The 23,634-nt window shown below is 72.5% G+C and carries 18 protein-coding genes and 1 pseudogene; 13 read left to right on the top strand and 6 right to left on the bottom strand.

What is annotated here, in order from left to right:
• The first annotated feature begins 103 nt into the window (after nucleotides 1-103).
• Nucleotides 104-784 carry a macro domain-containing protein gene (locus OG624_RS37215; RefSeq protein WP_033216157.1) on the top strand — a complete coding sequence of 227 codons (681 nt, stop codon included), beginning with the start codon at nucleotides 104-106 and terminating at the stop codon, nucleotides 782-784.
• A 72-nt stretch (nucleotides 785-856) separates the two neighbouring features.
• On the opposite strand, the gene OG624_RS37220 is transcribed toward OG624_RS37215, so the two are convergent.
• Both OG624_RS37220 and OG624_RS37225 read right to left on the bottom strand, forming a co-directional pair.
• The gene (locus OG624_RS37220) at nucleotides 857-2,281 is read right to left on the bottom strand and encodes an amino acid permease (RefSeq protein WP_202508489.1); all 1,425 of its coding nucleotides are present in this window, start codon (nucleotides 2,279-2,281) and stop codon (nucleotides 857-859) included.
• Nucleotides 2,282-2,503: 222 nt separating this feature from the next.
• Nucleotides 2,504-3,484, bottom strand: coding sequence for a hypothetical protein (locus tag OG624_RS37225; RefSeq protein WP_033216160.1), 981 nt, complete (start codon nucleotides 3,482-3,484; stop codon nucleotides 2,504-2,506).
• 407 nt (nucleotides 3,485-3,891) lie between these two features.
• Here OG624_RS37225 and OG624_RS37230 point away from each other — a divergent pair, with 407 nt between their 5' ends.
• The 12 genes from OG624_RS37230 (at nucleotide 3,892) to OG624_RS37285 (ending at nucleotide 18,501) form a co-directional block, all read left to right on the top strand.
• Complete coding sequence (locus tag OG624_RS37230) at nucleotides 3,892-5,331, top strand: FGGY family carbohydrate kinase (RefSeq protein ID WP_033216162.1); 1,440 nt, start codon at nucleotides 3,892-3,894, stop codon at nucleotides 5,329-5,331.
• On the top strand, nucleotides 5,328-6,770 hold the full coding sequence (locus OG624_RS37235) for an FAD-dependent oxidoreductase (protein ID WP_371640450.1): 1,443 nt from the start codon (nucleotides 5,328-5,330) through the stop codon (nucleotides 6,768-6,770). Before OG624_RS37230 ends, OG624_RS37235 begins: the two co-directional genes overlap by 4 nt.
• The gene (locus OG624_RS37240; RefSeq protein ID WP_033216163.1) at nucleotides 6,767-7,981 is read left to right on the top strand and encodes an NAD(P)/FAD-dependent oxidoreductase; all 1,215 of its coding nucleotides are present in this window, start codon (nucleotides 6,767-6,769) and stop codon (nucleotides 7,979-7,981) included. The genes OG624_RS37235 and OG624_RS37240 overlap by 4 nt, the downstream gene beginning before the upstream one ends.
• Nucleotides 7,982-8,120: 139 nt before the next feature.
• The gene (locus OG624_RS37245; protein WP_371594188.1) at nucleotides 8,121-9,377 is read left to right on the top strand and encodes a hypothetical protein; all 1,257 of its coding nucleotides are present in this window, start codon (nucleotides 8,121-8,123) and stop codon (nucleotides 9,375-9,377) included.
• A complete protein-coding gene (locus OG624_RS37250) occupies nucleotides 9,374-10,603 on the top strand; it encodes a Dyp-type peroxidase (RefSeq protein WP_371640451.1) in 1,230 nt (409 codons plus the stop codon). Before OG624_RS37245 ends, OG624_RS37250 begins: the two co-directional genes overlap by 4 nt.
• Before the next feature lie 45 nt (nucleotides 10,604-10,648).
• Nucleotides 10,649-12,061, top strand: a complete 1,413-nt coding sequence (locus tag OG624_RS37255; RefSeq protein WP_033216165.1) for a hypothetical protein — start codon at nucleotides 10,649-10,651, stop codon at nucleotides 12,059-12,061.
• On the top strand, nucleotides 12,058-13,542 hold the full coding sequence (locus tag OG624_RS37260) for a radical SAM/SPASM domain-containing protein (RefSeq protein ID WP_051762811.1): 1,485 nt from the start codon (nucleotides 12,058-12,060) through the stop codon (nucleotides 13,540-13,542). Before OG624_RS37255 ends, OG624_RS37260 begins: the two co-directional genes overlap by 4 nt.
• A 49-nt stretch (nucleotides 13,543-13,591) precedes the next feature.
• Nucleotides 13,592-15,607 carry a ferritin-like domain-containing protein gene (locus OG624_RS37265; protein ID WP_033216166.1) on the top strand — a complete coding sequence of 672 codons (2,016 nt, stop codon included), beginning with the start codon at nucleotides 13,592-13,594 and terminating at the stop codon, nucleotides 15,605-15,607.
• Nucleotides 15,604-16,587: a hypothetical protein gene (locus OG624_RS37270; protein ID WP_371640452.1), complete on the top strand. Its 984-nt coding sequence runs from the start codon at nucleotides 15,604-15,606 to the stop codon at nucleotides 16,585-16,587. Before OG624_RS37265 ends, OG624_RS37270 begins: the two co-directional genes overlap by 4 nt.
• 390 nt (nucleotides 16,588-16,977) lie before the next feature.
• Entirely contained in the window at nucleotides 16,978-17,130 is a 153-nt protein-coding gene (locus OG624_RS37275) for a hypothetical protein (protein WP_158711756.1), read from the top strand.
• A gap of 139 nt (nucleotides 17,131-17,269) precedes the next feature.
• Complete coding sequence (locus tag OG624_RS37280; RefSeq protein WP_208869303.1) at nucleotides 17,270-17,779, top strand: nucleoside deaminase; 510 nt, start codon at nucleotides 17,270-17,272, stop codon at nucleotides 17,777-17,779.
• 245 nt (nucleotides 17,780-18,024) lie between these two features.
• Nucleotides 18,025-18,501, top strand: a complete 477-nt coding sequence (locus tag OG624_RS37285; protein WP_033216169.1) for an SRPBCC family protein — start codon at nucleotides 18,025-18,027, stop codon at nucleotides 18,499-18,501.
• Nucleotides 18,502-18,616: 115 nt separating this feature from the next.
• On the opposite strand, the pseudogene OG624_RS37290 reads toward OG624_RS37285, so the two are convergent.
• The 4 genes and pseudogenes from OG624_RS37290 to OG624_RS37305 all read right to left on the bottom strand — a co-directional run.
• Nucleotides 18,617-19,264, bottom strand: a pseudogene (locus OG624_RS37290) (histidine phosphatase family protein); the annotation flags it as partial.
• Nucleotides 19,258-21,075 carry a carbamoyltransferase family protein gene (locus OG624_RS37295; protein ID WP_371640454.1) on the bottom strand — a complete coding sequence of 606 codons (1,818 nt, stop codon included), beginning with the start codon at nucleotides 21,073-21,075 and terminating at the stop codon, nucleotides 19,258-19,260. The gene OG624_RS37295 and the pseudogene OG624_RS37290, both read right to left, overlap by 7 nt.
• 132 nt (nucleotides 21,076-21,207) lie before the next feature.
• On the bottom strand, nucleotides 21,208-22,320 hold the full coding sequence (locus tag OG624_RS37300; protein WP_033216173.1) for an NAD(P)/FAD-dependent oxidoreductase: 1,113 nt from the start codon (nucleotides 22,318-22,320) through the stop codon (nucleotides 21,208-21,210).
• The gene (locus tag OG624_RS37305; RefSeq protein WP_266354291.1) at nucleotides 22,317-23,306 is read right to left on the bottom strand and encodes a hypothetical protein; all 990 of its coding nucleotides are present in this window, start codon (nucleotides 23,304-23,306) and stop codon (nucleotides 22,317-22,319) included. Before OG624_RS37305 ends, OG624_RS37300 begins: the two co-directional genes overlap by 4 nt.
• Nucleotides 23,307-23,634 lie beyond the last annotated feature (328 nt).

Genomic DNA, 23,634 nt, shown 5'->3' on the forward strand with positions numbered 1-23,634 from the left:
AGCGTGACGTCACGTCATGGTCCGCGTCCGCCGACGGCGTTGTCAGTGGCTCCCGGTAGCGTCGTTCAGCAGTGCAGGAGTCCCTTTCCGATCGGAGTGGATCATGAGTGTGGAGCGTGGGCCGGCGCCGCTGCGGGTGGTGCTGACCGACACCGACGCGGAAGTGGTCCAGGCGTGGCGGGCGGCGTTCGTGGACACGCCCGGGATCGAGATCCGGCACGGTTCGATCCTCGACGAGGCGGTCGACGCCTGGGTCACCCCGACCAACTCCCGGGCGCGGATGGACGGCGGGGTCGACGCGGCCATCAAGCGGCATCTGGGAGCGGGCATCCAGCTGCGCGTGCAGCGGGCCGTCCGGGCGCAGTTCGGGGGCTGCCTCCCGGTGGGAAGCGCGGTGTGCGTCGCGTCGGGGGCGGTTGTGCCGAGGTTCCTGATATCGACGCCGACGATGGAGCAGTCCTCGCAGAACGTGCGGGACACCGTGAACGTCGCCCTGGCGTGCGCGGCCGCGTTCCAGGCCATCCACCGGCAGAACGCGGAAGTGCCGGGCAGCATCCGGTCGGTGGCGCTGGTCGGCATGGGCGCCCGGACCGGCCGGGTGCCGGCCCGGGTCTGCGCCAACCTGATGTGGACCGGCTACACGCTGTTCCACGAGTTCCGCTTCGACGACTACGACGACCTGCGCAGCACGGTCGTCGCGCAGCTCGACGGCATCGAGAGCGGGCCGGCCGAGCGGCGGGTGCGCATCGAGCCCCCGTGGCGGCGCCCGGCCGGCCGCCGCTGACCGGCCGTGCGCCGCTCACCTGCCGTGCGGGGACGGGGCGAGAGCGCGGCCGGTCACGGCGGCCCCGCCGGGTCAGACGATGTCCTCGGCGATCTCCGCCTGCTCGCGGGCGTTGCCGTAGGCCGAGGGGGTGCCGTACGAGCGGCGTGCCACGTACCACCAGACGCTGGCCAGGACCAGGACCACCGCCAGGGCGATCACGGCGTAGTTCATCGAGTCGATGGTGACGGGGGACTTCTGGGGCAGGCAGAAGAGGACGGTGACGAGCCCCACCCAGACGACGGCGATCCAGCCGATCGGCTTGCTCCAGCGGCCCAGGTTCCAGGGACCGGGCTCGAAGCGGTTGCCGGCGCGCAGGCGCAGGTAGATCGGGATGGCGTAGGCCGGGGTGATGCCGATGACGTTGATGGCGGTCACGGCCCCGTAGGCGGTGGCGGAGTACAGCGAGGGCAGAGCGAGTACGCCCGCGACGACGACGGAGAGCCAGACGGCCGGCACCGGGGTCTGGGTGCGGCCGCTGACCTTGCGCCACAGGGCCGATCCGGGGAGCGCGTTGTCACGGCTGAAGGCGAAGACCATGCGGCTCGCGGCGGCGACCTCGGCGTTGCCGCAGAAGAGCTGCGCGACGATGACGACGAGGAGCAGGGCGGTGGCGCCGCCGGAGCCCAGTGCGTCGATGAAGATCTGGGCGGGCGGGACGCCGGTGGCGCTGCCCTGGACCGCCGCGTAGTCCTGGATGGCGAAGGTGAGGCCGGCGAGCAGGGCGAAACCGGCGATCCAGGAGACCCAGATGGCGCGGACGATGCCCTTGGCGGCGGAGACGGAGGCGTCCCTGGTCTCCTCCGAGAGGTGCGCGGAGGCGTCGTAGCCGGAGAAGGTGTACTGGGCGAGCAGCAGGCCGACGGCCGCCACGTAGAACGGATTGGCCCAGCCGGTGTCGTTGACGAACTCGGTGAAGACGAACGAGGCCGACTGGTGGTTGTCGGGGATGAAGGCCAGGGCGCCGACGATCACGGCGACACCGCCCAGGTGCCACCAGACGCTGATGGAGTTGAGCACGCTGACGAGGCGGACCCCGAAGAGGTTGAGCGCGGCGTGCAGCAGCAGGATGCACAGGAAGATCAGGAACGTCGAGCCGGGGGTGGGCACGAACCCGAAGCGGAGGTTGAGGAAGGCGCCGGTGAACAGGGCGGCGCCGTAGTCGATGCCGGCGATGGCGCCGAGCAGCCCCAGCAGGTTCAGCCAGCCCGTGTACCAACCCCAGCGGCGGCCGCCGAGCCGGTCGGCCATGTAGTAGAGCGCGCCGGAGGTGGGGTAGGCGCTGGTCACCTCGGCCAGGGCGAGACCCACGCAGAGGACGAAGAGGCCTACGCCGATCCAGCCCCACAGCATCACGGCCGGGCCGCCGGAGCCCATGCCGAAGCCGTACAACGTCATGCATCCGGAGAGGACGGATATGACGGAGAAGCTGATGGCGAAGTTTCCGAAGCCGCCCATCCGGCGAGCGAGGACGGGCTGGTAGCCGAGCTCCCTGAGGCGCTGTTCCTCGTCCTGCTGGGGTGGGGCCTTACGGTCCTGGCGGGATGCCCAATCGGTTCTGGACACGGCGGTACCTCCGGGGGTCTGTGGAGCGAGGGGACGGTGGAGCACGGGGGTGCGGGTGCGGCCTGGGTGGTGCGGGTGGAGCGAGTGGTCGGCGCCCTGGGGAGGCGGCGGGGGTCAGTTCCGGCCGGCCAGGCTTCGGGACCTGGCCTGCAGGAACACCTCCTCGGCCAAGGCGCGGTCGGCCGGGTCACGGGTCCGGTGGGCCCACGGCAGGGTGGTCCAGTACGGGCCGATCGCGTCGAAGACGCGGGCCGCCTCGTCGAACTGGAGGGCTCCCCACAGGGCGTGGGCGAGCTGGTTCAGGTCGAGCGGGGAGGCGCGCGGCAGATCGGCGTGGTGGAACCAGGTGTCCATGGCGTGGAGTGCGTCGCGTACGGCGTCCTCGGCGACCCAGTGCAGGTCCAGGGCCCGTTCCTGGCCGCGTTCGCGGCGGTAGCGCTCGACCCGTACGTAGAGCGGCAGGACGTGCACGGGGGATCCCGGGGGCGCGGAACCGGCGGCCCAGTGAACGAAGTTGGCGGCCTCGGAGAGCGGTCCGGGCGTGCCCGCGTACACGAACTGGAGCATGCGGTGGTAGGCCTCGCGGTTGTGCGGGTCGCGCTTGTCGACCTCCGCGAGGATCCCCCAGGGACCGGGCGGCAGCATCGGGCCGGGAGGCGGCACCCGATGCTCGGCCATCTGGCGCTGCTCGTCGAGGAGGGCCAGGGCGAGCAGGCAGACCCACGGAACGGGGTCGGCGGGGCTGATGCGGGCGGCCTCCCGGCAGGTCGACCACGCTTCCTGCCACAGCTCGCCGGTGCGGGCGTGTCCGGCGCGGTGGGCGCGGACGGCCCGTTCGACGCAGACGCGCGTGTGCATCACGAGTGCGGCGACGCTGTGCGGTTCTTCGGCCCGCCAGGCCTGGACCACGTCGGAGCCGGCGGCGACGGCGGCGAGCACCTGGGTGCGCTGGGTCCACAGGCCCCAGTTGTCGGTGCGTTCGAGTAAGCGCGCCATCGAGACCCAACGGCCGGTGCGCAGGTCCTGGGAGGCGGAACGCAGCTCCTTGTCGTGGCCGGCCGGGTGGTAGACGGGCCGGAAATCGCTGCCCGCCATCACCTCGTCCCGGTCGACGGGCGGCGGCGGCCCGGGTGGGCGCGTCCTGCGGTGGTCGTGATCATCAGTCCTCGGATCGCATGGAAGGTGGGTCCATCCGGCCGCCGGCTGCCGCGATGCAGCCGTGCCCGGTGCCAGGGATGCGTGAACCATGCGAGAACTGTTCGTCGAACCCCCGCCGTTGACCCACGGTCGATGTCGCTGCCCGTTGATCGGCGATCACTATATGGCGATCAGGAGCATACGCATCCAGATCCTTGTTCGAACGTAAGTATCAAGCCACGATCGACATATGAAGATGCGTCAGTCACAACCCGTCACCCTCGGGTGGATCTTGACGGGCGAGGGCGGCTGGGGAAGGCTTCCGACCGACGTTCGATCGAGGCGACACCAGGGACGGAGTGGTGATGACGGGCCCGGTGCTCGCTGTGGATCAAGGCACCTCGGGGACCAAGGCGCTGGTCGTCTGCCCGATACGTGGAGTCATAGGCTCCGGATCCGCCCCCGTACGGCCCCGCTACCTGCCGGGCGGCCGGGTCGAGGTCACCCCCGGCGAGCTGCTGGACTCGGTCGTCGACGCCGGGCGCGCCGCGCTGGCGGCGGCCGGCGAGCCGGTGGTGGCGGTGGGCCTCGCCAACCAGGGCGAGACCGTACTGGCCTGGGACCCGGCGACCGGCGAACCGCTGACCGACGCGATCGTCTGGCAGGACCGGCGCGCCGAAACGCTCTGCACCGAACTGGCTCCGCACGCACCGTCCTTGCGGGAGACCACCGGCCTGCCGCTCGACCCGTACTTCGCCGCCCCCAAGATGGCCTGGATACGCCGCCACCTGACCCGGCGCGGCGTCGTGACGACCAGCGACGTCTGGCTCGTGCACCGTCTCACCGGTGCGTTCGTCACCGACGCGGCGACCGCCGGCCGCACCCAGCTGCTCGACCTCGACACCACCCGCTGGTCGGACGCGGCACTCGACGCCTTCGGCCTCGCGGGTGAGCGGCTGCCCGAGGTCGTCGACGCCGACACCCACGTCGGCACCACCACCGCCTTCGGTCCCGCACTGCCGCTGACGGGGCTGCTCGTGGACCAGCAGGCCGCCCTCCTCGCCCAGAGCGTCACCGAGCCCGGCACCGCCAAGTGCACCTACGGCACCGGCGCGTTCCTGCTCGCGCAGACCGGCCCACGACCCCTGCGCAGCACCTCCGGACTGGTCGGCTGCGTGGCCTGGCGGCTCGCCGGCCGGACCAGCTACTGCCTGGACGGGCAGGTGTACACCGCCGCCTCCGCCGTGCGCTGGCTCACCGATCTCGGGGTGATCTCCGGTGCCGCCGACATCGACACCGTCGGCGGGAGCGTCCCGGACGCCGGTGGTGTCACCTTCGTCCCGGCGCTCGCCGGGCTCGCCGCCCCGTGGTGGCGGGGCGACCTGCGGGGCTCGGTCACCGGCCTGGGCCTCGACACCACCGCCGGACATCTCGTGCGCGCCCTGTGCGACGGCGTGGCCGCCCAGGTGGCGGAGCTCGCCGACGCGGTCGCCACCGACCTGGGCGCCCCGCTCGCCGCCCTGCGCGTCGACGGCGGCCTGACCCGCTCCGCGCTGCTCATGCAGGCCCAGGCCGACCTGCTCGGCATCCCCGTCGAGGTGTCGGCGCTGCCGGACGTCACCGCGCTCGGCGTCGGCGCCGTCGCCCGGCTCGGGCTCGATCCCTCGCTCACCGTCGCCGAGGCCGTCCCCGAGTGGAAGCCCTCCGCCGTGTACGAGCCGCGGGCCGGCGCGGCGCAGGCGGCGGAACGCCGCGCACGGTTCCGCGCGGCGGTCTCGGCCCTGCTGGGCGACGCACCGGCATGACCGTCAGCCCCGCTCACACCGCTCCCACGGCTCCCACCGCGACCACGGTCACCACCGGCGGCGCCCTGCCCGGCGGGGAGTACGACGTGACGATCGTCGGCGCCGGCGTGGTGGGCACGGCCATCGCCCGCGAACTGGCCCGGCTCCCGCTACGGATCGCCCTGGTCGACGCGTCCGACGACGTCGGCGACGGCACCTCGAAGGCCAACACCGCCCTCCTGCACACCGGTTTCGACGCGGTGCCCGGCTCCGTGGAGTCCCGGCTCGTCCGGGAGGGCCATCTCCTGCTCTCCGCGTACGCCGCCGCGACCGGTATCCCGGTGGAGCCGCTCGGTGCGCTCCTCGTCGCCTGGGACGCGGAGCAGCTGGCCGCGCTGCCGGGGCTCGCGGAGAAAGCCCTACGCAACGGCTACCGCTCGGCCCGGATCATCCCGGCCGAGGAGGTGCGGGCCCGCGAGCCGGAGCTCGGACCCGGGGCACTGGGAGCGCTCGACGTCCCGGGGGAGTCCCTCATCTGTCCCTGGACGACCACGCTCGCGTACGCGACGCAGGCCGTGCGCGCGGGTGTCGAACTCCACCTCAACTGCCGTGTACTGGGCGTCACTTCGGCCGAGGTGCACACCGTCGCCACCGGTCGGGGCCCGCTGCGCACCCGGTACCTGGTCAACGCGGCCGGGCTGTACGCCGACGAGATCGACCGGCTCCTCGGCCACGCGGACTTCACCGTGACGCCCCGGCGCGGCCAGCTGATCGTCTTCGACGAGCTCGCCCGCGGCCTCGTACGACACATCCTGCTGCCCGTGCCGGGCGCCCTCGGCAAGGGGGTCCTGGTGTCGCCGACGGTGTACGGGAAGGTGATGCTCGGGCCGACCGCCGAGGACCTCGACGACAAGACGGACACGGGATCGACCGCCGAAGGGCTCGCGCTGCTGCGGGAGAAGGGGCGACGGATCCTACCGGCCCTCCTGGAGGAGGAGGTCACCGCCGTCTACGCCGGTCTGCGGGCCGCCACCGGGAACGACGACTACGCGATCCGGGCCCACCCCGAGCAGCGGTACGTCACCGTGGGCGGGATCCGTTCGACGGGACTGAGCGCCTCGATGGCGATCGCCGCGTACGTGGTGGAACTGCTCGCCGACGGCGGCCTGCCGGTGGCGGGGGCCCGGGACCTGGAGCCGCTGCGCATGCCGAACCTGGGCGAGGCGTTCCCGCGCCCCTACCGCGACGCCGAGTTGATCGCCCGGGACCCGGAGTACGGCCGGATCGTCTGCCACTGCGAGCGCGTCACCCGTGGGGAGATCCGCGACGCGCTGGCCTCGACCGTCCCGCCCGGTTCGCCGGACGGCCTGCGGCGGCGCACCCGGGCCCGGGGCGGCCGTTGCCAGGGCTTCTACTGCGGACCCGCGGTCCGCGCCCTGTTCGAGGAGGCCCGGCGGTGAGCCACGACCGGACGGTCGACGTCCTGATCGTCGGCGCCGGCCCCGCCGGGCTGGCCCTGGCGGCCCGCCTCGCGGGAGCGGGCGCCGGACACGTCGAGGTCCTGGAGCGCGAGCAGGACGCGGGCGGAGTGCCCCGCCACTGCCACCACGGCGGGTTCGGCGGGCCGGTACGCCCCTGGCTCACCGGACCGGCGTACGCGCGACGGGCCGTGCGGGCGGCGATGGTTGCCGGGGCGACGGTCCGTACCGGCGTCAGCGCCACCGGCTGGGCCGGCCCGCTGACCCTGGAGACCACGAGCCCGGCGGGCCTGGAGCGGATCACCGCACGGGCCGTCGTCCTCGCCACGGGCGCCCGCGAACGCCCGCGCAGCGCCCGGCTGGTGCCCGGCTCCCGCCCGGCGGGCGTGCTGACCACCGGGGAACTGCAGCAGGCGGTCCACCTGTACGGCCAGGACATCGGCCGGCGGGCCGTCGTGGTGGGCGCCGAGCCGGTGGTCCGCCACGCGGTACGCACGCTGCGCCGGGCGGGAGCGGAGGTGGTGGCCGTGGTGACCGAGCGTCCGCGCGGCACCGCCGTACCAGGAGTTCCGCTGCTCACGGCCACGACGGTGGGCGAACTACGCGGCCGGGGCCGCCTGTCGGGCGTGGTCGTGCGCCACGCGGACGGCCGCACCGGGATCCTCGCGTGCGACACGGTGGTCTTCACCGGCGACTGGATTCCCGACCACGAGCTGGCGCGCCGCGGCGGCATCGCGGTGGACCGGGGCACCCGCGGCCCCGCCGTGGACGCCTCCTTCCGTACGTCGGTGCCCGGCGTCTTCGCGGTGGGCAATGCCCTCCACGGTGTCGAGCGGGCCGCCACGGCGGCCGCGGAGGGCGCCGCCGCGGCGGCCCCGGTCCTGGCCCGGCTCGCGGGCGCTCCGTGGCCGGAGGCGGGACCACCGCTGGTCGTCCGGGCCCCGCTGCTGTGGGTCACGCCGAACCGGCTCACGGACCTCACCGATCTCACGGCCCTCGCGCGGCGGCCGTTGCTGCTGCGGTCGGGGGAGCCGCTGACCGCCCCGGTGCTGACGGCCGCCCAGGACGGCCGGCTGCTGTGGCGGCGGAGGTTCCCGGTCCGGACGGCCCCGTCGCGGTCGCTGCGGCTCGCGCCGGGGTGGACGGACCGGGTCGACCGGTCGGGCGGTCCGGTCGTGCTGGCCATCGGCTGACGGCGCCGCTTCCCGGGCTCGGAAGGTGACGCCACGCACACTCTTGACTACGGTGCGTGAATGGATCGATACTCTGTGTCACGATCTTGGTCGCTCACTACGTCACCTACGGGGTCACGCCCCGTCAGGAGGTACCGACGTGCCGTTTTCCGTCCCAGGACTGGCCGACGACCTGACCCCCGATCTCCTGGACCGCTGGAACAAGGAGATCGACCGCCGGTTCAGGAGCCTCGAACCTGATCTGGGGAGCAAGTACTTCACCCTGGAACCCGACGATCCGGCCGCCGAGCGCGTGGCCGTCACCTGGTTCGGCAACCCGGCCGAGCCGGAGTTCTGCTTCGACGCCGCGACGGCCCGCGCCTTGTCCGACTGGGGCGTACGCGGCCGCCGTGCCCTGCACAACGAGTACTGCGAGTACGCCGTCATCAGCGCGGCCGACACCGAGGGACGGATGCGCCCCAAGCGGGTGCAGGTCACCACCGAACTCCCCGAGTACTACCTGACACTCGCCGAGCACGATCCGGCCCGCCTCCGGGAGATCGTCACGGCGACGCTCGCGACCGAGCCGCCACGCTGGCAGGAACTCTACGGACCGGCCGTCGCGGACCCGAACCTGCTCTCCCCGACCCAGCGCCGTGTGGCATTCGCCCGCCACCTGACCGGCCACGGACAGCACCGCGACCTCATCGACGCCGATGTCCCGGCCGACCCGGTCGGCTCGCTCAACGCGGTCAACGCCCTCTTCATGGCCCATCCCATCAACGGGCTGGACGACCTGATCTACATCGTGATGTTCGGTGCGCAGCCCTACGCCCGGCGCAACGCCGCGGGCGGCTTCGAACCGGCCGGACGCGACCAGATCTTCCGCCGACAACCCGGGCTCGAAGCCCTCTCCTGCCGCCACGCGGACCCGGCCGCCGCACTGGCCGCGGCGGACGCCGCCTTCCAGGGCCGGACCGTGTCCTTCGCCGATCCGCTGGGCATGTACATCCAGCAGTTCACCTCCGAGGTCTTCCTCTTCGAGGGCGGCCCCGTCCCGGACCCGTGGATCCGCCTCGGGCGCGGCCGCGAGGGGCTCCACCAACGCCTCGAGTTCGGCCCGCCGGACGACGACCCGCACTTCCTCGACGAGATCACCGTGGTGGAGGGTGACGCGGAGGAACCCCTGACCGGCGGCTACCAGGTCGTCCGCCAGGTACAGGTGGGCCCTGTGGTCGCGCTCGGCGCCCCCACGCCCGTACCACCCGGGGACCTCGTGGTCCTGCCCGACTCGCCCGGACCCATCCGCTGCCGGGACGCGCGCGTGTGCACCGACACGGTGGGGCCGTTGAAGGAGGCGTTCGACGCCGAGGCCCTGCCCGGACCGATCGGCGGCGGCCCCCGGGGCGGGAGATGAGCGTCCTCCAGGACGGGATCTACCACGGGCCGGGCCGGCGCCCGCCCGGCCATCTGGCGCTCGTGTTCCTGCGGGCCGACCCGGAGGCCGACGCCGCCGCCGTCGACGGCGCGCTGCGCGAGGTGACCACCATGCTGCGCGGCCTCGCCGACGGGGTCGTCGCGGAACTGCCGGGCCACCCGGTACCCGGCGCCCACCTGGAGTTCCTGCTCGGCTTCGGCCCGAAGGCGTTCGACGTCGCCGGCGCGAAGCTCCCGTGCCCGGCCGCACTCGGCCCCCGCTTCCGGTTCCGCTCGCCCCGCCCCACCGGAGGCGGACCGCTGCTGGTCGGCGGGGGCCTGTCGTACGCCGCGGACGTCATCCGCAACGACGCCACGGAGGAGTTCTGCCTGCAGCTCACCGCGGACACCCAGCTCGCGGTCTCGCGCGGCGTCGTGGAGCTGTGGAAACTGCTGCGCGGTGCACGCACCGACGACACCCGGGCGGCCACGCTGGAGATCGCGGGCATCCACACCGGATTCCAGCGCGACGACCGGCGCAGCTGGATCGGCTTCCACGACGGCGTGTCCAACCTGGACAGCGGTGACCGGGAACGGGTCATCAGCATCGCGGAGGCCGACGCGGGCCCGGACCCGTGGACGATCGGCGGCACCTGCCTGGTCTTCGCCCGCCTCGCCGTCGACCTCGACGGATGGCACCTCCTGCCGCGCGCGCAGCAGGAGTTCCTGGTCGGCCGGGACAAGCTCACCGGAGCCCCGCTGGCCGGCCGCGACACCGAAGGGCGGCCCGTACCGGCCGCGGGTTGCCCGGTGGCCGGGACCACCGAGGTGACACAGCCGGGCAACGAGGACTTCCTGGAGCCACGCCCCACCGCCGATCCGGTGCTGCTCACCGCCCACGTGCGGCGGGCCAACCTGACCGGCACCGCCGACCCCGACCAGAGCGGCTCGCTGCGGGTGTTCCGGCAGGGCTACGAGTTCTTCGAACCGGTCGCTACCGCCCCCGGCTTCCGGGCCGGGCTGAACTTCGTCGGCTTCCAGGACAGCCCCGAACGGGTGCTGCGCATCCTCACCCAGCGCGGCTGGCTGGGCGGCGTCAACTTCGGCGGACAGCCCGGTCCGGACGGACCGGCCGGCCGGCTGCTGACGGTCCGGGCGGCAGGTACGTATCTGGTCCCACCCGTACGGGACGGGGCCCCTTATCCGGGGTCCGAGGTGTTCGGCTGACCCCCCGAACTCCTCGGACCCCCTCGAAGGAAAGGGAGACGCACAGTGATCGAAGAGATCTGGCTCCATCCACCGCTCGCCTTCGCCCGGCTGGGCCCGTCCCCGGTGCCCTGCGACAACTACCGGTGGGGAATGAGCGACCTGTCGCCGGGCGGCACCGGCAAGACCGTCGTCGAACCCCGGCCCTCCCTCGACGTCGCCGAGGACGGGACCCTGACGGAGCGGGAACCGGAGGGCGACCGCGTCCGGTTCAAGGACGCCGCCGGCTTCCGTCCGCTGTGCCCCTTCTTCGAGGTGCACGGTGCGTGGACGGTCGACGGGGTACGGCACACCGGCCCGCTCACCACCGATGTGCTGGCCTCCGTCGGCATGGAACTCGCCGACGTGCGCTGGGGGGTGGAGGTCGCCAACCTGAAGGCGCACCACTGCACCCTCTCACCCGGCGATCGGATCGAGGCCGGTGCCGAGCTGGCCGGTGACGACCACCTGCGCAGACCGCTGGAAGGCCGATCACCGCAGGGGGCCGACCGGCCGCTGGTCCCGGCCGGGCGGCACGTACCGCTCGGGTCCGTCCAGGTGCCCAGGCCCGACGACCGATTTCCCGAACTGCGCCTGCGTTTCACACCCGCCACCGGAGCGGTGTACGGCCCCACGAACCTTCCGACGCGCTCCCGGCGGTTCGTCCTGCCGGCCGAGCGGCTGTTCCTCTCCCCGGACGCGCGATGGTGCGAGTTCACCGGAGAGGGCGATCCGCGGACGGTGCCCGGCGGGCTGTTCGCCGGCTCGCGGGAGGAGGACGGGGAGACGAGCCTCGGCCTGGTCGACGACGTGTGCGACGGGCTGGTCACCGTCACCCTGCCGGGCGGCCTGTCGGCCCGTGCGCGGATCGTCGTCACCCCGCCCGATTTCGCCCCCGACCGCAGACCCTTCACCTCCCTGGCCGACGGCCTGGCGGACCGGGTCAAACGCGGGGAGGTCCGCGATCCCGCCTACGTCGCCGAGCATCCGCAACTGACCGCGCTGGAGGTGCGCGACCTGTTCGAACGGGTGCTGGAGGCCATGGACGCCGTCAACGTCGACGCGCAGAACGAGCGGGCGACCCTGGAGAACGAGAGCACGGCCGAAGAACTCGGACTGCCCACCGGCCCGGCGCGCGCCCGGACGTTCAGCCCGCCGGAACCCCTGCTGGGGGTGATCCTCGCGCTCACCGAACGCGGCCGCCGCCGGCACCGCCGCTTCGTCGCACTGGAGGCCCTGGAGGACATGTTCCGCGAACAGCCCGGCCTCATCGAACGGGCCATCAGGGAGCCCGGGTCCGAGGACGTCTGGTACGACCGCCGGATGCCGGTCTCGGTACGGGGATCCGACGCCTTTCCCATGCACCTGACCCGCCGCCAGTACGACCTCCTGGTCGCCTGGGTCGGTTCACTGCGCGAGCGCGTCCAGGAGGGGACATGAGCGTCCTGCTGCAGATCGGCCGGCGGCCACCGGACCGGAACCCCGCGTCCGCACCCGGACCCGCACCGGACGCGGAAGCGGTGTCGGCGGCGGGTTCCGGAGGCGGACCGCTCGGCCTCGCCGCCGAGACCAAGGTGTTCCGCAGCGCCCACGGCGCCCACCTGTTCGTCGCCGACGGCAGCCGGATCTACGACCTCCCGGAAGCGGCCGCGGACCGACTGGAGCGGTGGACCGCCGCCGCCCACGACCCGGCCCAGGACGCCGCGGTCGCCGCCGGACTGGGACTGCCGCTCTGGGGCGGGGCGGGCACGCCGCCCCCACGGATCGACGGCACCCCGGCCGCCGTACCGCCGCTCGCCTCCCTGTCGCTCAACGTCATGCAGGCCTGCAACCTCAGCTGCGGCCACTGCTACGCCGACGAGGGCCGGTTCGGCGGATCCGCCCGGGCCATGCCCCGCGAGACCGCGTTCGCCGCCGTGGACCGACTCCTCGCGGAAGCCGCCCCGGGCGCGGCGGTGGTCGTCGGGTTCATGGGCGGCGAACCGCTGCTCGCCCGCGACCTGCTGCACGAGGTGGTCGCCCACGCCACCCGGGCCGGAGCCGCCACCGGGCACGCCGTCCGCTTCGCGCTCACCACCAACCTCACCACGGTCCGGCCCGCGGACGCGGAACTCTTCGCCGCCCACCCGTTCACCGTGGCCGTCAGCCTGGACGGCGACCGGGTCGGCCACGACGCGCTGCGCCGCGCCCCGGGCGGGGGCAGCGCGTACGACCGGCTGCGGGCCGGGCTGGAGGTGCTGGACCGGTACGGCAGGCCCCGCCACCTCTCGGCCCGGGTCAGCGTGACCCCGTACACCGGGCGGCTGATCGACATCCTGGAGCACGGCATCGGCCTCGGCTTCGACGAGGTCGGCTTCTCCGCCGTGGTGAGCGCTCCGGACGCCGCGTACGAGATCGACACCGCCGCCTTCACCGGATTCCTGACGCAGATGGTCGAGTGCGGTCAAGCGGCGCTGCGCGAGCTGGCCGCGGGCCGACCGTACCCCTTCGGCAACTTCCAGACGGCGATGTACGAACTGCACACCGGAGGCCACCGCCCGTACCCCTGCGGCGCCGGCGCCGGCTACCTCAGCGCCTCCGCCGAGGGCGGTCTCTACGCCTGCCACCGGCTGGTCGACGACCCGGCCTTCGCCATGGGATCGCTGGCCCAGGGCCCCGACCAGGAGGCCAGGGCGGCCCACCTGGCGGCCCGCCACGTGGACCGGGCCGAGCCCTGCCGGTCCTGCTGGGCCCGCTACCTGTGCGGCGGCGGCTGCTACCACGAGGTCAGCCGACGCGGCCGGACCGGCTGCGACTACATCCGCGGCTGGCTGGCCTTCTGCCTGGGCGCCTACGTCGAACTCTCCCAGACGGCACCGGAGTTCTTCCGACAGCCGACCGCATCCGACCTCCCGAGCGATCCGGCCGCCCTGGCCCGCTGAATCGCGCCCCTGGCCCGCGCCCCCGTCCCGTCCGGCCGAAGGAACCACCATGAACGACCCCACTCCCGCGCACGTCGACCTCCCCGTACCCGAGGGGAAGATCTTCCCCCGCAACCTCACCGCACGGGCCGATCACGTGGTCCGCGGCAACCCGTCCGGCTCCCGCCCGGAGAGCGGCGTCGACAACTGCTTCCCCGGCCTGGAATTCGACCAGCGCAATCTCGACAAAGCCTTCTTCCCCGGCCTGACGGTCGACTTCCACCACGCGAGCGGATCGCGGGTGCTGGCCGTCACCGGCGGCGTCGCCGCCGCCGAGGGCATCACCGACGCCGACCTGGACACGGGAACGCCGCAGGACCCACAGCCGCTCTACCTGTGGGCCGTCTGCGGCCGCACCACCGTGGACCAGGAGGAGGCGGACGCTCCGGTGTTCCACGCGACCGAGCGCACCGGCCTGGAACTGTGGCGCCGGGTGCACGACCTGCTCCCCGGCCGGGTGGCCGTCGTCCTCGGCCGCACCCCGGGCAGCACCTCTCCGGGGGCGTTCTGGCTGCCGGACGACGACGGCCTCAACGTCCGGCGGACGGCCGGCCGCAACGAGGTGCGGCGCGACGACGACGGCGTGCTGGAGTGGGCCGTGCTGACCGCCGACCGGGCCCGCTACCTCGACCAGGAAGGGGTCATCGACCCCGACGTGTACCAGCCCGGCGACCTCACCCGAAGCCTCTGCGCGCCCTGGCAGTACGACTTCCGCGAATGCGGCTGCTACTACTGGGCCGCCTCGAAGCCGGACATCTCCAGCAGTTCCGACGGCGTGCACCGCAACCTCAACTTCCAGCGCCGCAACCGTGCCACCGACCCGCCCGAGCCCGACATCCCCACGATCCGGGGGCGGTCCGCGAGGGAGTTCGACCACCCCGCCCTCATCGCGAACTGGAACGTCCTGCCCGTCGTCCTCAACGGTCGCGAGGACGACACCATGGAGCTGCCGGACTGGTCCGGTCTCGAGCCCATGACGCGCGCGAAGGTGATCCACGACCTGGAGCGGCTCGCCGTCGTCGAGCACGCGCTCTGCCTCGAATACCTCTACGCGCACTACTCCCTGAACGCCCCGGCCGTCCTCGACCCGGTCGCGCACGACCCGGCCACGCCCGAAGGCGCGCGCGTCCGGAAGATCCACGCGGCCGCCGCGGAGGTGTTCTCCGTCGCGGTGGACGAGATGCGCCACCTGAGATGGGTCAACGAGATGCTCGACACGCTCGGCCGGCCGCTGCGGCTCGACCCGCCCCGACCCGACACCGTCATCCAGCTCCGGACGGGCCGACGGTTCGAGCTGAAGCCGCTCACGCCCGAGCAACTGGACTGGTTCATCGCCGTGGAGCGCCCCAGCGCGGTGACCGCCGACCCGCAGGGCATCGACGGGATGTACGTCAAGCTGCACGAGACCATCGTCCGCCGCCCGGAGCTCTTCCCGCAGGCGGACCGGCTCGCGCACCTCGTCAAGCTCATCATCGACGAGGGCAACGATCACTTCCACCGCTTCACGGCGGTCAAGTCGCACCTCGCGGAGCTTTCCCCCGACGACTACCTCCGGCCGCTGCGCACCGATCCGGACACACCGCTGGACGCGCAGCTGGCCGAACTGTCGGCTCTGAACTACACCATGCTGCTGGGCGCCCTGGAAGCAACCCTGAAACGGGGCGACACCGCGGGCGGTGTGTTGATCGAACAGGCCCGCCGGACGATGTTCAACCTCCACGAGCTCAACCACCTCCTCGCGTCGCACGGTGTCGCCCCCCGCTTCACCAAGCTCCCCGCGGCCCCCGTTCCCGCCGGGGAAGAGGCGATCGCGTCGGCGTCCGGTGCCGTGTCGCTCCCCGAGCCGGAGTCCGCGCACGCGGCCGGACCGGAGCTCGGCGACGGTCACGCCGTCCTGGCCGCGGCACGGGCCACCGTGGCGGTACGGCAGAACATCGACGCCCTGGCCGTCGACGGGGTACGCGCGATGATGACCCGCCATCAGGCCGACACCGAAGCGCTGATCGCGGCTTTCAGCCCACGATGAGCCGCGCCGACGTCGAGATCGCCGGTTCGGGGCTGGCCGAGCTCACCTGCGCCTGGCTCCTCGCCGCACGGGGACACCGGGTCCGGCTGCGGGCCCGCCCGGACGAGGGCCGGCGCACGCTCCTGCTCGGCGCGTCCACCCAGGCCCTGCTCCGGTCCCTGTGGGGCATCGCCGAGCCGGCCGAGCTCGACCTCGGCACGCATGCGCTGACCCACCGGCGGTCCCGCTGGGGCGCCACCACGGCCGCCCCGCGCCGGGCACAGCCGGCCGTGGTGGTGGACGGGGCCCGGCTCGCGGCCCGGCTGCGCGACCGCCTCGCCGCACACCATCCGGACATCGTCGCCGAGGAACCCGGGGGAGGTCGCCCCCCGCGGTGGACGGTCACGGCCGCCTCCCACCCCGACGACCACTGGACGGCCGGCCGCCGTCGGCTGCTGGCCGGCGAGGCGGCCCTCGCACCCGGCCAGGACGACACCACCGCCCGCCTCGACTGCACCGACCTCGCCTGGCTCCACCTCACCCCGCTGGGCGACGGGAACGCCCTGCTCCAGGCCATGATCCCGGGCCCCGCCGCCCACCCCGAGAACCTGCTGGGCCGCCTGCTCGCGGCTTGCGACCTGGCCCCCCGACTCCTGTGCGCACCGACCGCCGCCGTCTCGTTGTCGGCCGCCCCCCGCCTCCACCGTGTCCCGGCCACCGCACCGACCGCGGACACCCCCGGCCGGCTCCTGGTCGGCGCGGGCGCCATCCGCTACGACCCGCTCAGTGGCACCGGCACGGCCCAGGCCCTCCGGACGGCCGTGCTGGCCACGGCCGTGATCCACGCCGAGGCCACCGGCACGTCCCCGCAGGCCCTGTGCGCCCGCTACGCGGCCCGCCTGCGCACGGCCTTCCGGGCCCACCTGGACACGTGCGCCCGGCTCTATCCGCAGGCCTTCCCGTCCCCCGCGTGGCACCACGAGATCGACGCCTGCCGCTGACCGCCGGGCTCCGCACAGGAGCCATCGGTGCATTCCGGTTCCCGCTGACAGGAGCGACGAGGAAGAGCTGAGGCCGCTCTGTCCCGGGTGCCGGGAAAACATTCGCGCGCCGACACAGGGCGCCCGTGGATTCCGCTTTCAGCCCCGTCGGCGGTGCGGCAGGGGCCCCTGCGGCAACTGCCTCGTTCGCCGGAAAACCTCGTATTTCCGCTGGTCCGCCGGTCCGTCGACCAGCGGCCATGGCACGCGCCCGAATCGGTTCTTGTAGATCTGTACGAAGAGTGGGTTTCAGCCGGCGATCGTTTTCATGTCTTCCGCCCCTGCCTGACTGAGCTCGGTTGCCTGTGTACTCCTTCACACAGAATGCAATGAAGCGGGGGAGAGAGAGCCTTGAGCGAGACGATAGCCGGCAGGGTGCTCGCCATGGCCTGGCTCGATCCGGGCGTCACCGTCACCGCGGAACTCGCCGTCCGCCATGCGCCGGGGGCGGACCCGACCCGCCTCCCGGCCGCACCGGAGCACATCGCAGGCGATCAGCCGTAGCGACTTCCTCGCGGGCAGCGCCGATCGTGCGCCGATCCCCGGACGCCGGCCCCGACGCCGCACCCGCGAGACCCACCTGCCGTCCCTGCTGTCCCGCACGGGCAGAACACCAGGGAAATCCCCCACCGTCTCCTAAGGAGTGACCGTGACTGCGCACACCCAAGAAGTAAATATCCAGGACCTCAAGCGCACCTGGCTGGACGAGGCGATCAGACTGGCCACGAACAGCGTGGCCAACGGCGGCGGGCCGTTCGGCGCTCTGGTCGCCAAGGACGGCGAGATCGTCGCGCTCGGGAACAATCAGGTCACCTCCACTCTGGACCCGACCGCCCATGCCGAGGTGAGCGCGATGCGCGCCGCCTGCAAGAAGCTCGACACCTTCTCGCTCGAAGGTTGCGTCCTGGTGACCTCGTGCGAACCGTGTCCGATGTGTCTCTCCTCCGCGCTGTGGGCGCGGGTCGACCTGATCGTCTTCGCCGCCGACCGGCACGACGCCGCGGTGGCCGGTTTCGACGACCGCAAGTTCTACGACCTGTTCGAGAAGCAGCCCGCGTCGAAGTGGCCGCTGGCGATCGAGCACCTGGACCTTCCGAACCGTACGGCTCCGTTCGACGCGTGGCTGGCCAAGAGCGACCGCATCGACTACTGAGTCACCGGTTCGCGGTTCACCGGGCCGACGTCGGGTGAACCGCGCCGACCGCACCACTGTGGACGCCGGAACTTTCCGGCACCGCAACACCAGGTGAACGTCCACGAACGGCAGTGAACACCCCGAGAACCGGGCGCCGGATCGACATCGTCGTCCGCCGCCCGGTCGTCACCGGTGGCAGCACTCTTCCTCACGCAACGTGCAACGGGTCCAAAGGAAATTTCCCTCTCCGGCAAGGAGCTCTCGTGGCGATCCAGCGGAAGCACACCATGCACCACTCGACGATCCTCGACGCCGATCCGGACACCGTCTGGGCCGAGGTCCGCAACCCCATGAACGTCGTCAAGATCGTGTCCGGTCCCGCGGTGAAGAACGTGGGCTGGGCCGAGGGCGGCACCCCCGACGTCGTCCCGGCGCGGTACGACTTCACCCTCGTGTTCAACGACGGCCTCGTCCAGCAGGAGATCGCCGGCCGCAACGAGGTGGACCGGTCCTCCACCTATCGGGCCGTCGCGCCGACGATGGGCATCACCAGCTACGACGCCACGATCCGTGTCCGGCCGATCACCGACGACCCGGGCCGCAGCTTCTTCGAGTGGTCGCGGGTGCTCGGGATCGCCGACGACGCCGACCCCGAGGTCGTGCAGGCGGTCATCACCATGATGGAGAACCAGACCTACTCCGTACGCGACCATTTCGCGGCCCCTGAGCGTCGCACCTGATCCCCCTGATCCCCCTGATCCCCACTGATCCGCCCTGATCGACAAGGCACCCCCTGGCCCGGGCGGCGGACCACCCGGCGCCTTCGGCAGGGTGGTCCGCCGCCCGGGCCGGCGGTCACCGCAGGTGCGCGGTGTCGTTGACGAACCGCACGGTCGCGATGCCGTCCGCGTCGTACGCGACCGCCGACACCGAAGCCGCCGCGGTCTCCATCCGGAACAGCGACTCCGGGGGCGCGCCGAGCGCCAGCCGGATCAACTGCCGCACCGGCGTCACATGCGAGACGACCAGCACGGTCCGCCCCGCGTACCGGGCCAGCAGCTCGTCCCGGGCCCGTGCCACCCGCCGCGCCACGTCCACGAAGGGCTCACCGCCCGACGGCGCGGCCGCCGGTGAGCGCAGCCATCGCGCCAGCTCCCGCGGACGGCGCTGCTCCACCTCGGCGTACGTCAGCCCTTCCCAGGCCCCGAAATCCGCCTCGCGCAGCTCCGCGTCGACCTGTACGTCGAGGCCCAGCCTTTCGGCGGCCGCCTCGGCGGTCTCCCGGCAGCGTCGCAGCGGTGAGGACACGACCGCCCGCACCGCCCCGCGCGCGGCGAACATCGCCGCGGCCGCCTCGGCCTGCCCGCGTCCGGCGGCCGACAGCGACGGGTCGCCCCCGCCACTGCCGGAGAACCGCCGCTCCGGCGTCAGAGCCGTCTCTCCGTGCCGCATCAGCAGGAGGGTCGTGGGCGTGGTCCGGCCGGTGGGCGCGGCGTTCAAACCGGTCGCCCCGGGGTGCGCACGACGGCCTTGGTGACCAGGTGGTTGCCGAGCACGAGGTGGTCGATCTCGGTACCGAGGAAGCAGTTCAGCGCGTCGGTGGGCGTGCAGACGATCGGCTCGCCCGCCACGTTGAACGAGGTGTTGAGCAGGCAGGGCACGTCGGTCAGAGCGGTGAACCGGCGGAGCAGGGCCGCCAGCCGCGGGGTGTCCCGGTCGGTGATCGTCTGGACGCGGGACGTCCCGTCCACATGGGTCGCTCCCGGGATCACGTCATGGAACTCCGGTCGCACCGGGAACACGAAGGTCATGTACGGCGAGCGGGTCTTGCGGCCCATCTCGAAGACCTTCGGGGCGTCCGCTTCGAGCACGATCGGTGCGAACGGACGGAACGGCTCGCGGTGCTTGACGCGGGTGTTGATCACGTCCTTGATGTCCGGGAAGCGCGGGTTCGCCAGGATGCTGCGGTGTCCCAGGGCCCGCGGCCCGTGCTCGATCCGGCCCTCGTACCAGCCTATGACCACCTTCTCGGTGAGCAGCTTCGCGACCTGGTCGACGACCTCGTCGTCATTCAGCCGGGTCCATTCCACCCGCCCGCCGAACTCCCGCAGGGTCCGCTCGATCGTCGCGTCGTCGTATTCCGGCCCGAGGTACGGGGTGACCGGCGCCGGCGTGGACCTCTGCGCGTCGGAGGTGTCCGGGTGGCCGAGCCACGCGTGGACGGCGGCGCCGATGACGATGCCCGTATCGCTCGCGCCGAAGCTCACGTCCATGTCGTCGAACCGCGACCCCTCGAACAGCGGGGTGTTGTTCAAGCAGTTCAGCGCCACACCGCCTTCGAAGAGCAGATGGTTCAGATCGGTCCTGGCCTCCAGCGCCCGCAGCTGGTGGTTCGTGACGACGGTCAGCATCTCCTGCGCCGCCGCGGCGACCCGCGCCCGGTAGGCGAGGGTGTCCTGCGCGGGACCGAAGTACTCCTCGAAGAGCGGGTCGAGACCGCGGGGGTCGTCCGTTTCCAGGGGCCGGCGGAAGGTGTACCGCCCGTCCTCGCGCAGGTCGACGAGGTGTTCCAGGAAGGGGTTCGGCGCCGGCGGCCGGGCGAAGCCGGACAGGCCCATGACCTTGTACTCGTCGTTGTTGGGCACGAAGCCCAGGTACCGGGTGATCGCGGCGAACAGCAGCCCGATCGAATGCTGGGCCCCTACGGCCGACTCGTCGAAGACGCGGATCCGACCGTCGCGGATCTCGCCGGTCACCGACGAGAACACCTCGGCGCGGCCGTCGCTGACGAGGAAGGCGGAGTCCTTCATGCCGGCCAGGTAGTAGCCGGTCATCGCATGGGCGAGGTGGTGCGGTACGAACACGACCTTGGCGGGATCGGGAGTGAAACCGGTGCGTGCGGCGAAGTCGGCGAGGATCGCGTCGTGGCTGACGACCTCGGTGAACAGCTTGCCGATACCGGCGATGAGGTCGAGCTTCGCCGAGGGCGCCATCGGCGCGGACGTGATGCCGGCCAGCATCTCGTCGAAGACCTCGGGGGAGAAGTTCCAGGGGATGGCGATGAGGTCGATGTCCGAGAACCGCAGCCCCGCCTGTTCGAGGCACCAGCTCACCGAGTGGAAGGGGAAGTCGGTGGTCTTCTTCTCCCGGTTGAGTCGTTCCTCCTCCACGGCGGCGACCAGCCGGCCGTCCACCAGCAGTGATGCGCCGGCGTCGTGGCCCAGGAGGTAGTGCTTCTCGGTGCCGACGGACCCGAAGTGCTCGGCGAAGATCTCCGAGACGCGACTGAAACCGTTGCAACCCAAGACGATCATGACGATTTCCTTCTCTGTCGTGCGGCGCCGGCCGTGCGCGGGCGGGCGCCGCAGGACGGCCGGTGACGCGGCGCGAGCCACCACGTCACCGGCCGTGCGTGCGAGGGAGTTCGGGAATGGCTCCGGCGGGGACTACCGGAGCGACGGGGCGACCGCGGGGAAGCGGTCGGCGGACAGCCCTGCCGGGTCGGTCCACGGCTGTTTGCCGGCCAGGAGATCGCGGACGATCTCCCCGGCGGCGGGTGCCTGGCACAGCCCCTGGCCGGAGAATCCCGCCGCGTAGAAGAAGGGCCGGGACGGATGCCGCCCGATGAGGGCGACTCCGTCCGGGCTGGCCTCCAGCGCTCCGCTCCACCCGCGATGGACGCGGATGCCGTCGAGGGCCGGGTAGACGGTGCCCAGCAGGCGTGACAGTCGGCCGAGCCAGGCCTGCCTGGACTCGTCCGGGCCCGGCCGGCCCATCCCGACGAGGACGCGGTCCCGCCAGGCCCGGATCCGCAGGCCGGAGCCGGCGTGCAGGGTCATCGGGAGAGTGGTGGGCGGGGTGTCGGGCGGGTCGGTGAGGAGCAGCTCGATCGGATCCGCGCTCACCGGGAGGTGTACGTCGCCCAGGGCGGCCACCGCGGTCGACCACGGGCCGGCCGCGCAGACGACGGTATCGGCGCGGATGTCGCCCGTGGGTGTGCGGACGCGCCCGTCGGGGTCGATACCGGTGACCGGTGTATCGGTGAGCAGGACGGCGCCCGCCTCCTGCGCGGCGGCGGCATGACCGCGCACGATCGCGGCGGGATCACAGGAGTAGGCCTCGGGCGACCAGGCCGCGGCCAGGACGGAGCGCTCGTCCAGCAGCGGGTTGAGCCGCGCCGCCTCGGCCGCGGTCACCAGCTCGACCTTCACCCCCGCGGCGCGCTGCGCGGCGTGCTCGCGCCGGAACTCCTCCACCTGCCGCTCCTCGGTGAACAGGACGAGGAACCCGACCCTTTCGAGGCCGAGGGGAGTTCCCGTCCGTTCGGCGAAGGAGTGGTACGCCGCAAGGCTCCGGACGGCGAGGCTGCCGGTGAGGGGGCTGCCGGGAAAATAGGTGCGGACCACCCCCGCGGTGGCCGCCGACGATCCCGATCCGAGTGTGCCGCGCTCCAGCAGGACGGTGCCCACGCCGGCCTCGGCGAGATGGCAGGCGATCGACGTACCGATCACTCCTCCGCCGATGACGAGGGTGTCGGTGCGGGTGGGGTGTGCGCTCATGCGGGCTGTCCCGCGTGTGCGGGGTCGTGCCGGCGGAGGTGGTCCGCGGTGTTCCAGGGGTAGAGGTGGAGGTTCCAGCCGCCGAGGCAGTTGATGTAGAGGGCCATCTGGCCGGTGACGGCGAGGAAGTCCTCGCGGTCGAGGTGGTCGAGGCAGGCGAGGAAGCGTTGGGTGTAGGTCCAGAGCCTGTCCAGGCCGCAGTAGCCGAGGAACTCGGCGGGGATGCCGACGAGGAGGCGTGTCATCTGGCGCAGGGAGTCGATGGGCATGTCGGCGACGGCTGCGCGGACGAGGCCGCCGTAGGTGGCGTACCCCAGGGGGCGGGTCTCTCCGTTGACGAACAGGAGGGTGGGCAGGACGGTGTCGAAGGTCCCGGCTCCGGAGGGGATCCAGCCCCGGTGCATGTCGGCGAGTTCGGGCGGCGCCTCCAGCCAGATCCGCTCGGTCTCGGTGTGGAGGTCGTGGATCAGGCGGTTCGCGTCGGGGTGGGTGGCGTGCAGACGGGGGATGCTGTGGCCGCCCGCGGTGCCTGCCGGCCGGACCTCGACCAGGATCTCCTTCTTCGTGGAGTAGACGGCGTCCCAGGTCTCCCGGCCCGCTTCGAGGAGGGCGGGCATGTCCTCGGGGCGGATCCGGCCGATGGGGGAGGCGGGCATCGGTTCGGTGAGGGTGCCGTACTTGATGCCGAGGTGCTGGAGGGCGGAGCAGAACACCGTTCCGTCGGGTGCCTCGCGCCGGTCGGGGATCCGGGTGGACGCGGGCAGATGGAGCAGGGAAGGGACGGGGGCCACGTGGTAGAGGTGGGCCCCGGCGACCAGGGCGTGTCCCTGGAGGCTCCGGTAGGGCAGTGACTCCCACAGGGCGTCGGCGAGCTCGGGGTTACGGCCGTCGAGCTCCGCGGTGACGGTGATGCCCAGGTCGGGCCAGGCTATGTCGAGCAGTCGGCCGGCTGACGTCCGCGGCGGCCCGGATAACGTCTCGCTCAAGGCTCTCTCCTTCGTTCGGCACGACGCCAGGAGGCACGGCGAGCCCGATCCCCCTGTTTCGTTGCGTCGTGTGTGAAGGAGTACACAGGCAACCGAGCGAAGTCGGGCAGGGACGGAAGACATGAAAACGATCGCCGGCCGAAACCCACACTTCGTAGAGATCTACAAGAACCGATCCGGGTCCGTGACACGCCCCTGGCCAATGGTCCGGTCGGCCGCACCGGAATCCAATCTTCCTGGTGGGCAAGGGAGTTGATGCCCGAAATCGGTCGAGCCGGCAGGACGGAAAGTACCCGACGGGCTCCAGGAGTGGCCTTCGGAACCTATG

It is taken from the genome of Streptomyces virginiae (assembly GCF_041432505.1).
Taxonomy (GTDB): domain Bacteria; phylum Actinomycetota; class Actinomycetes; order Streptomycetales; family Streptomycetaceae; genus Streptomyces; species Streptomyces virginiae_A.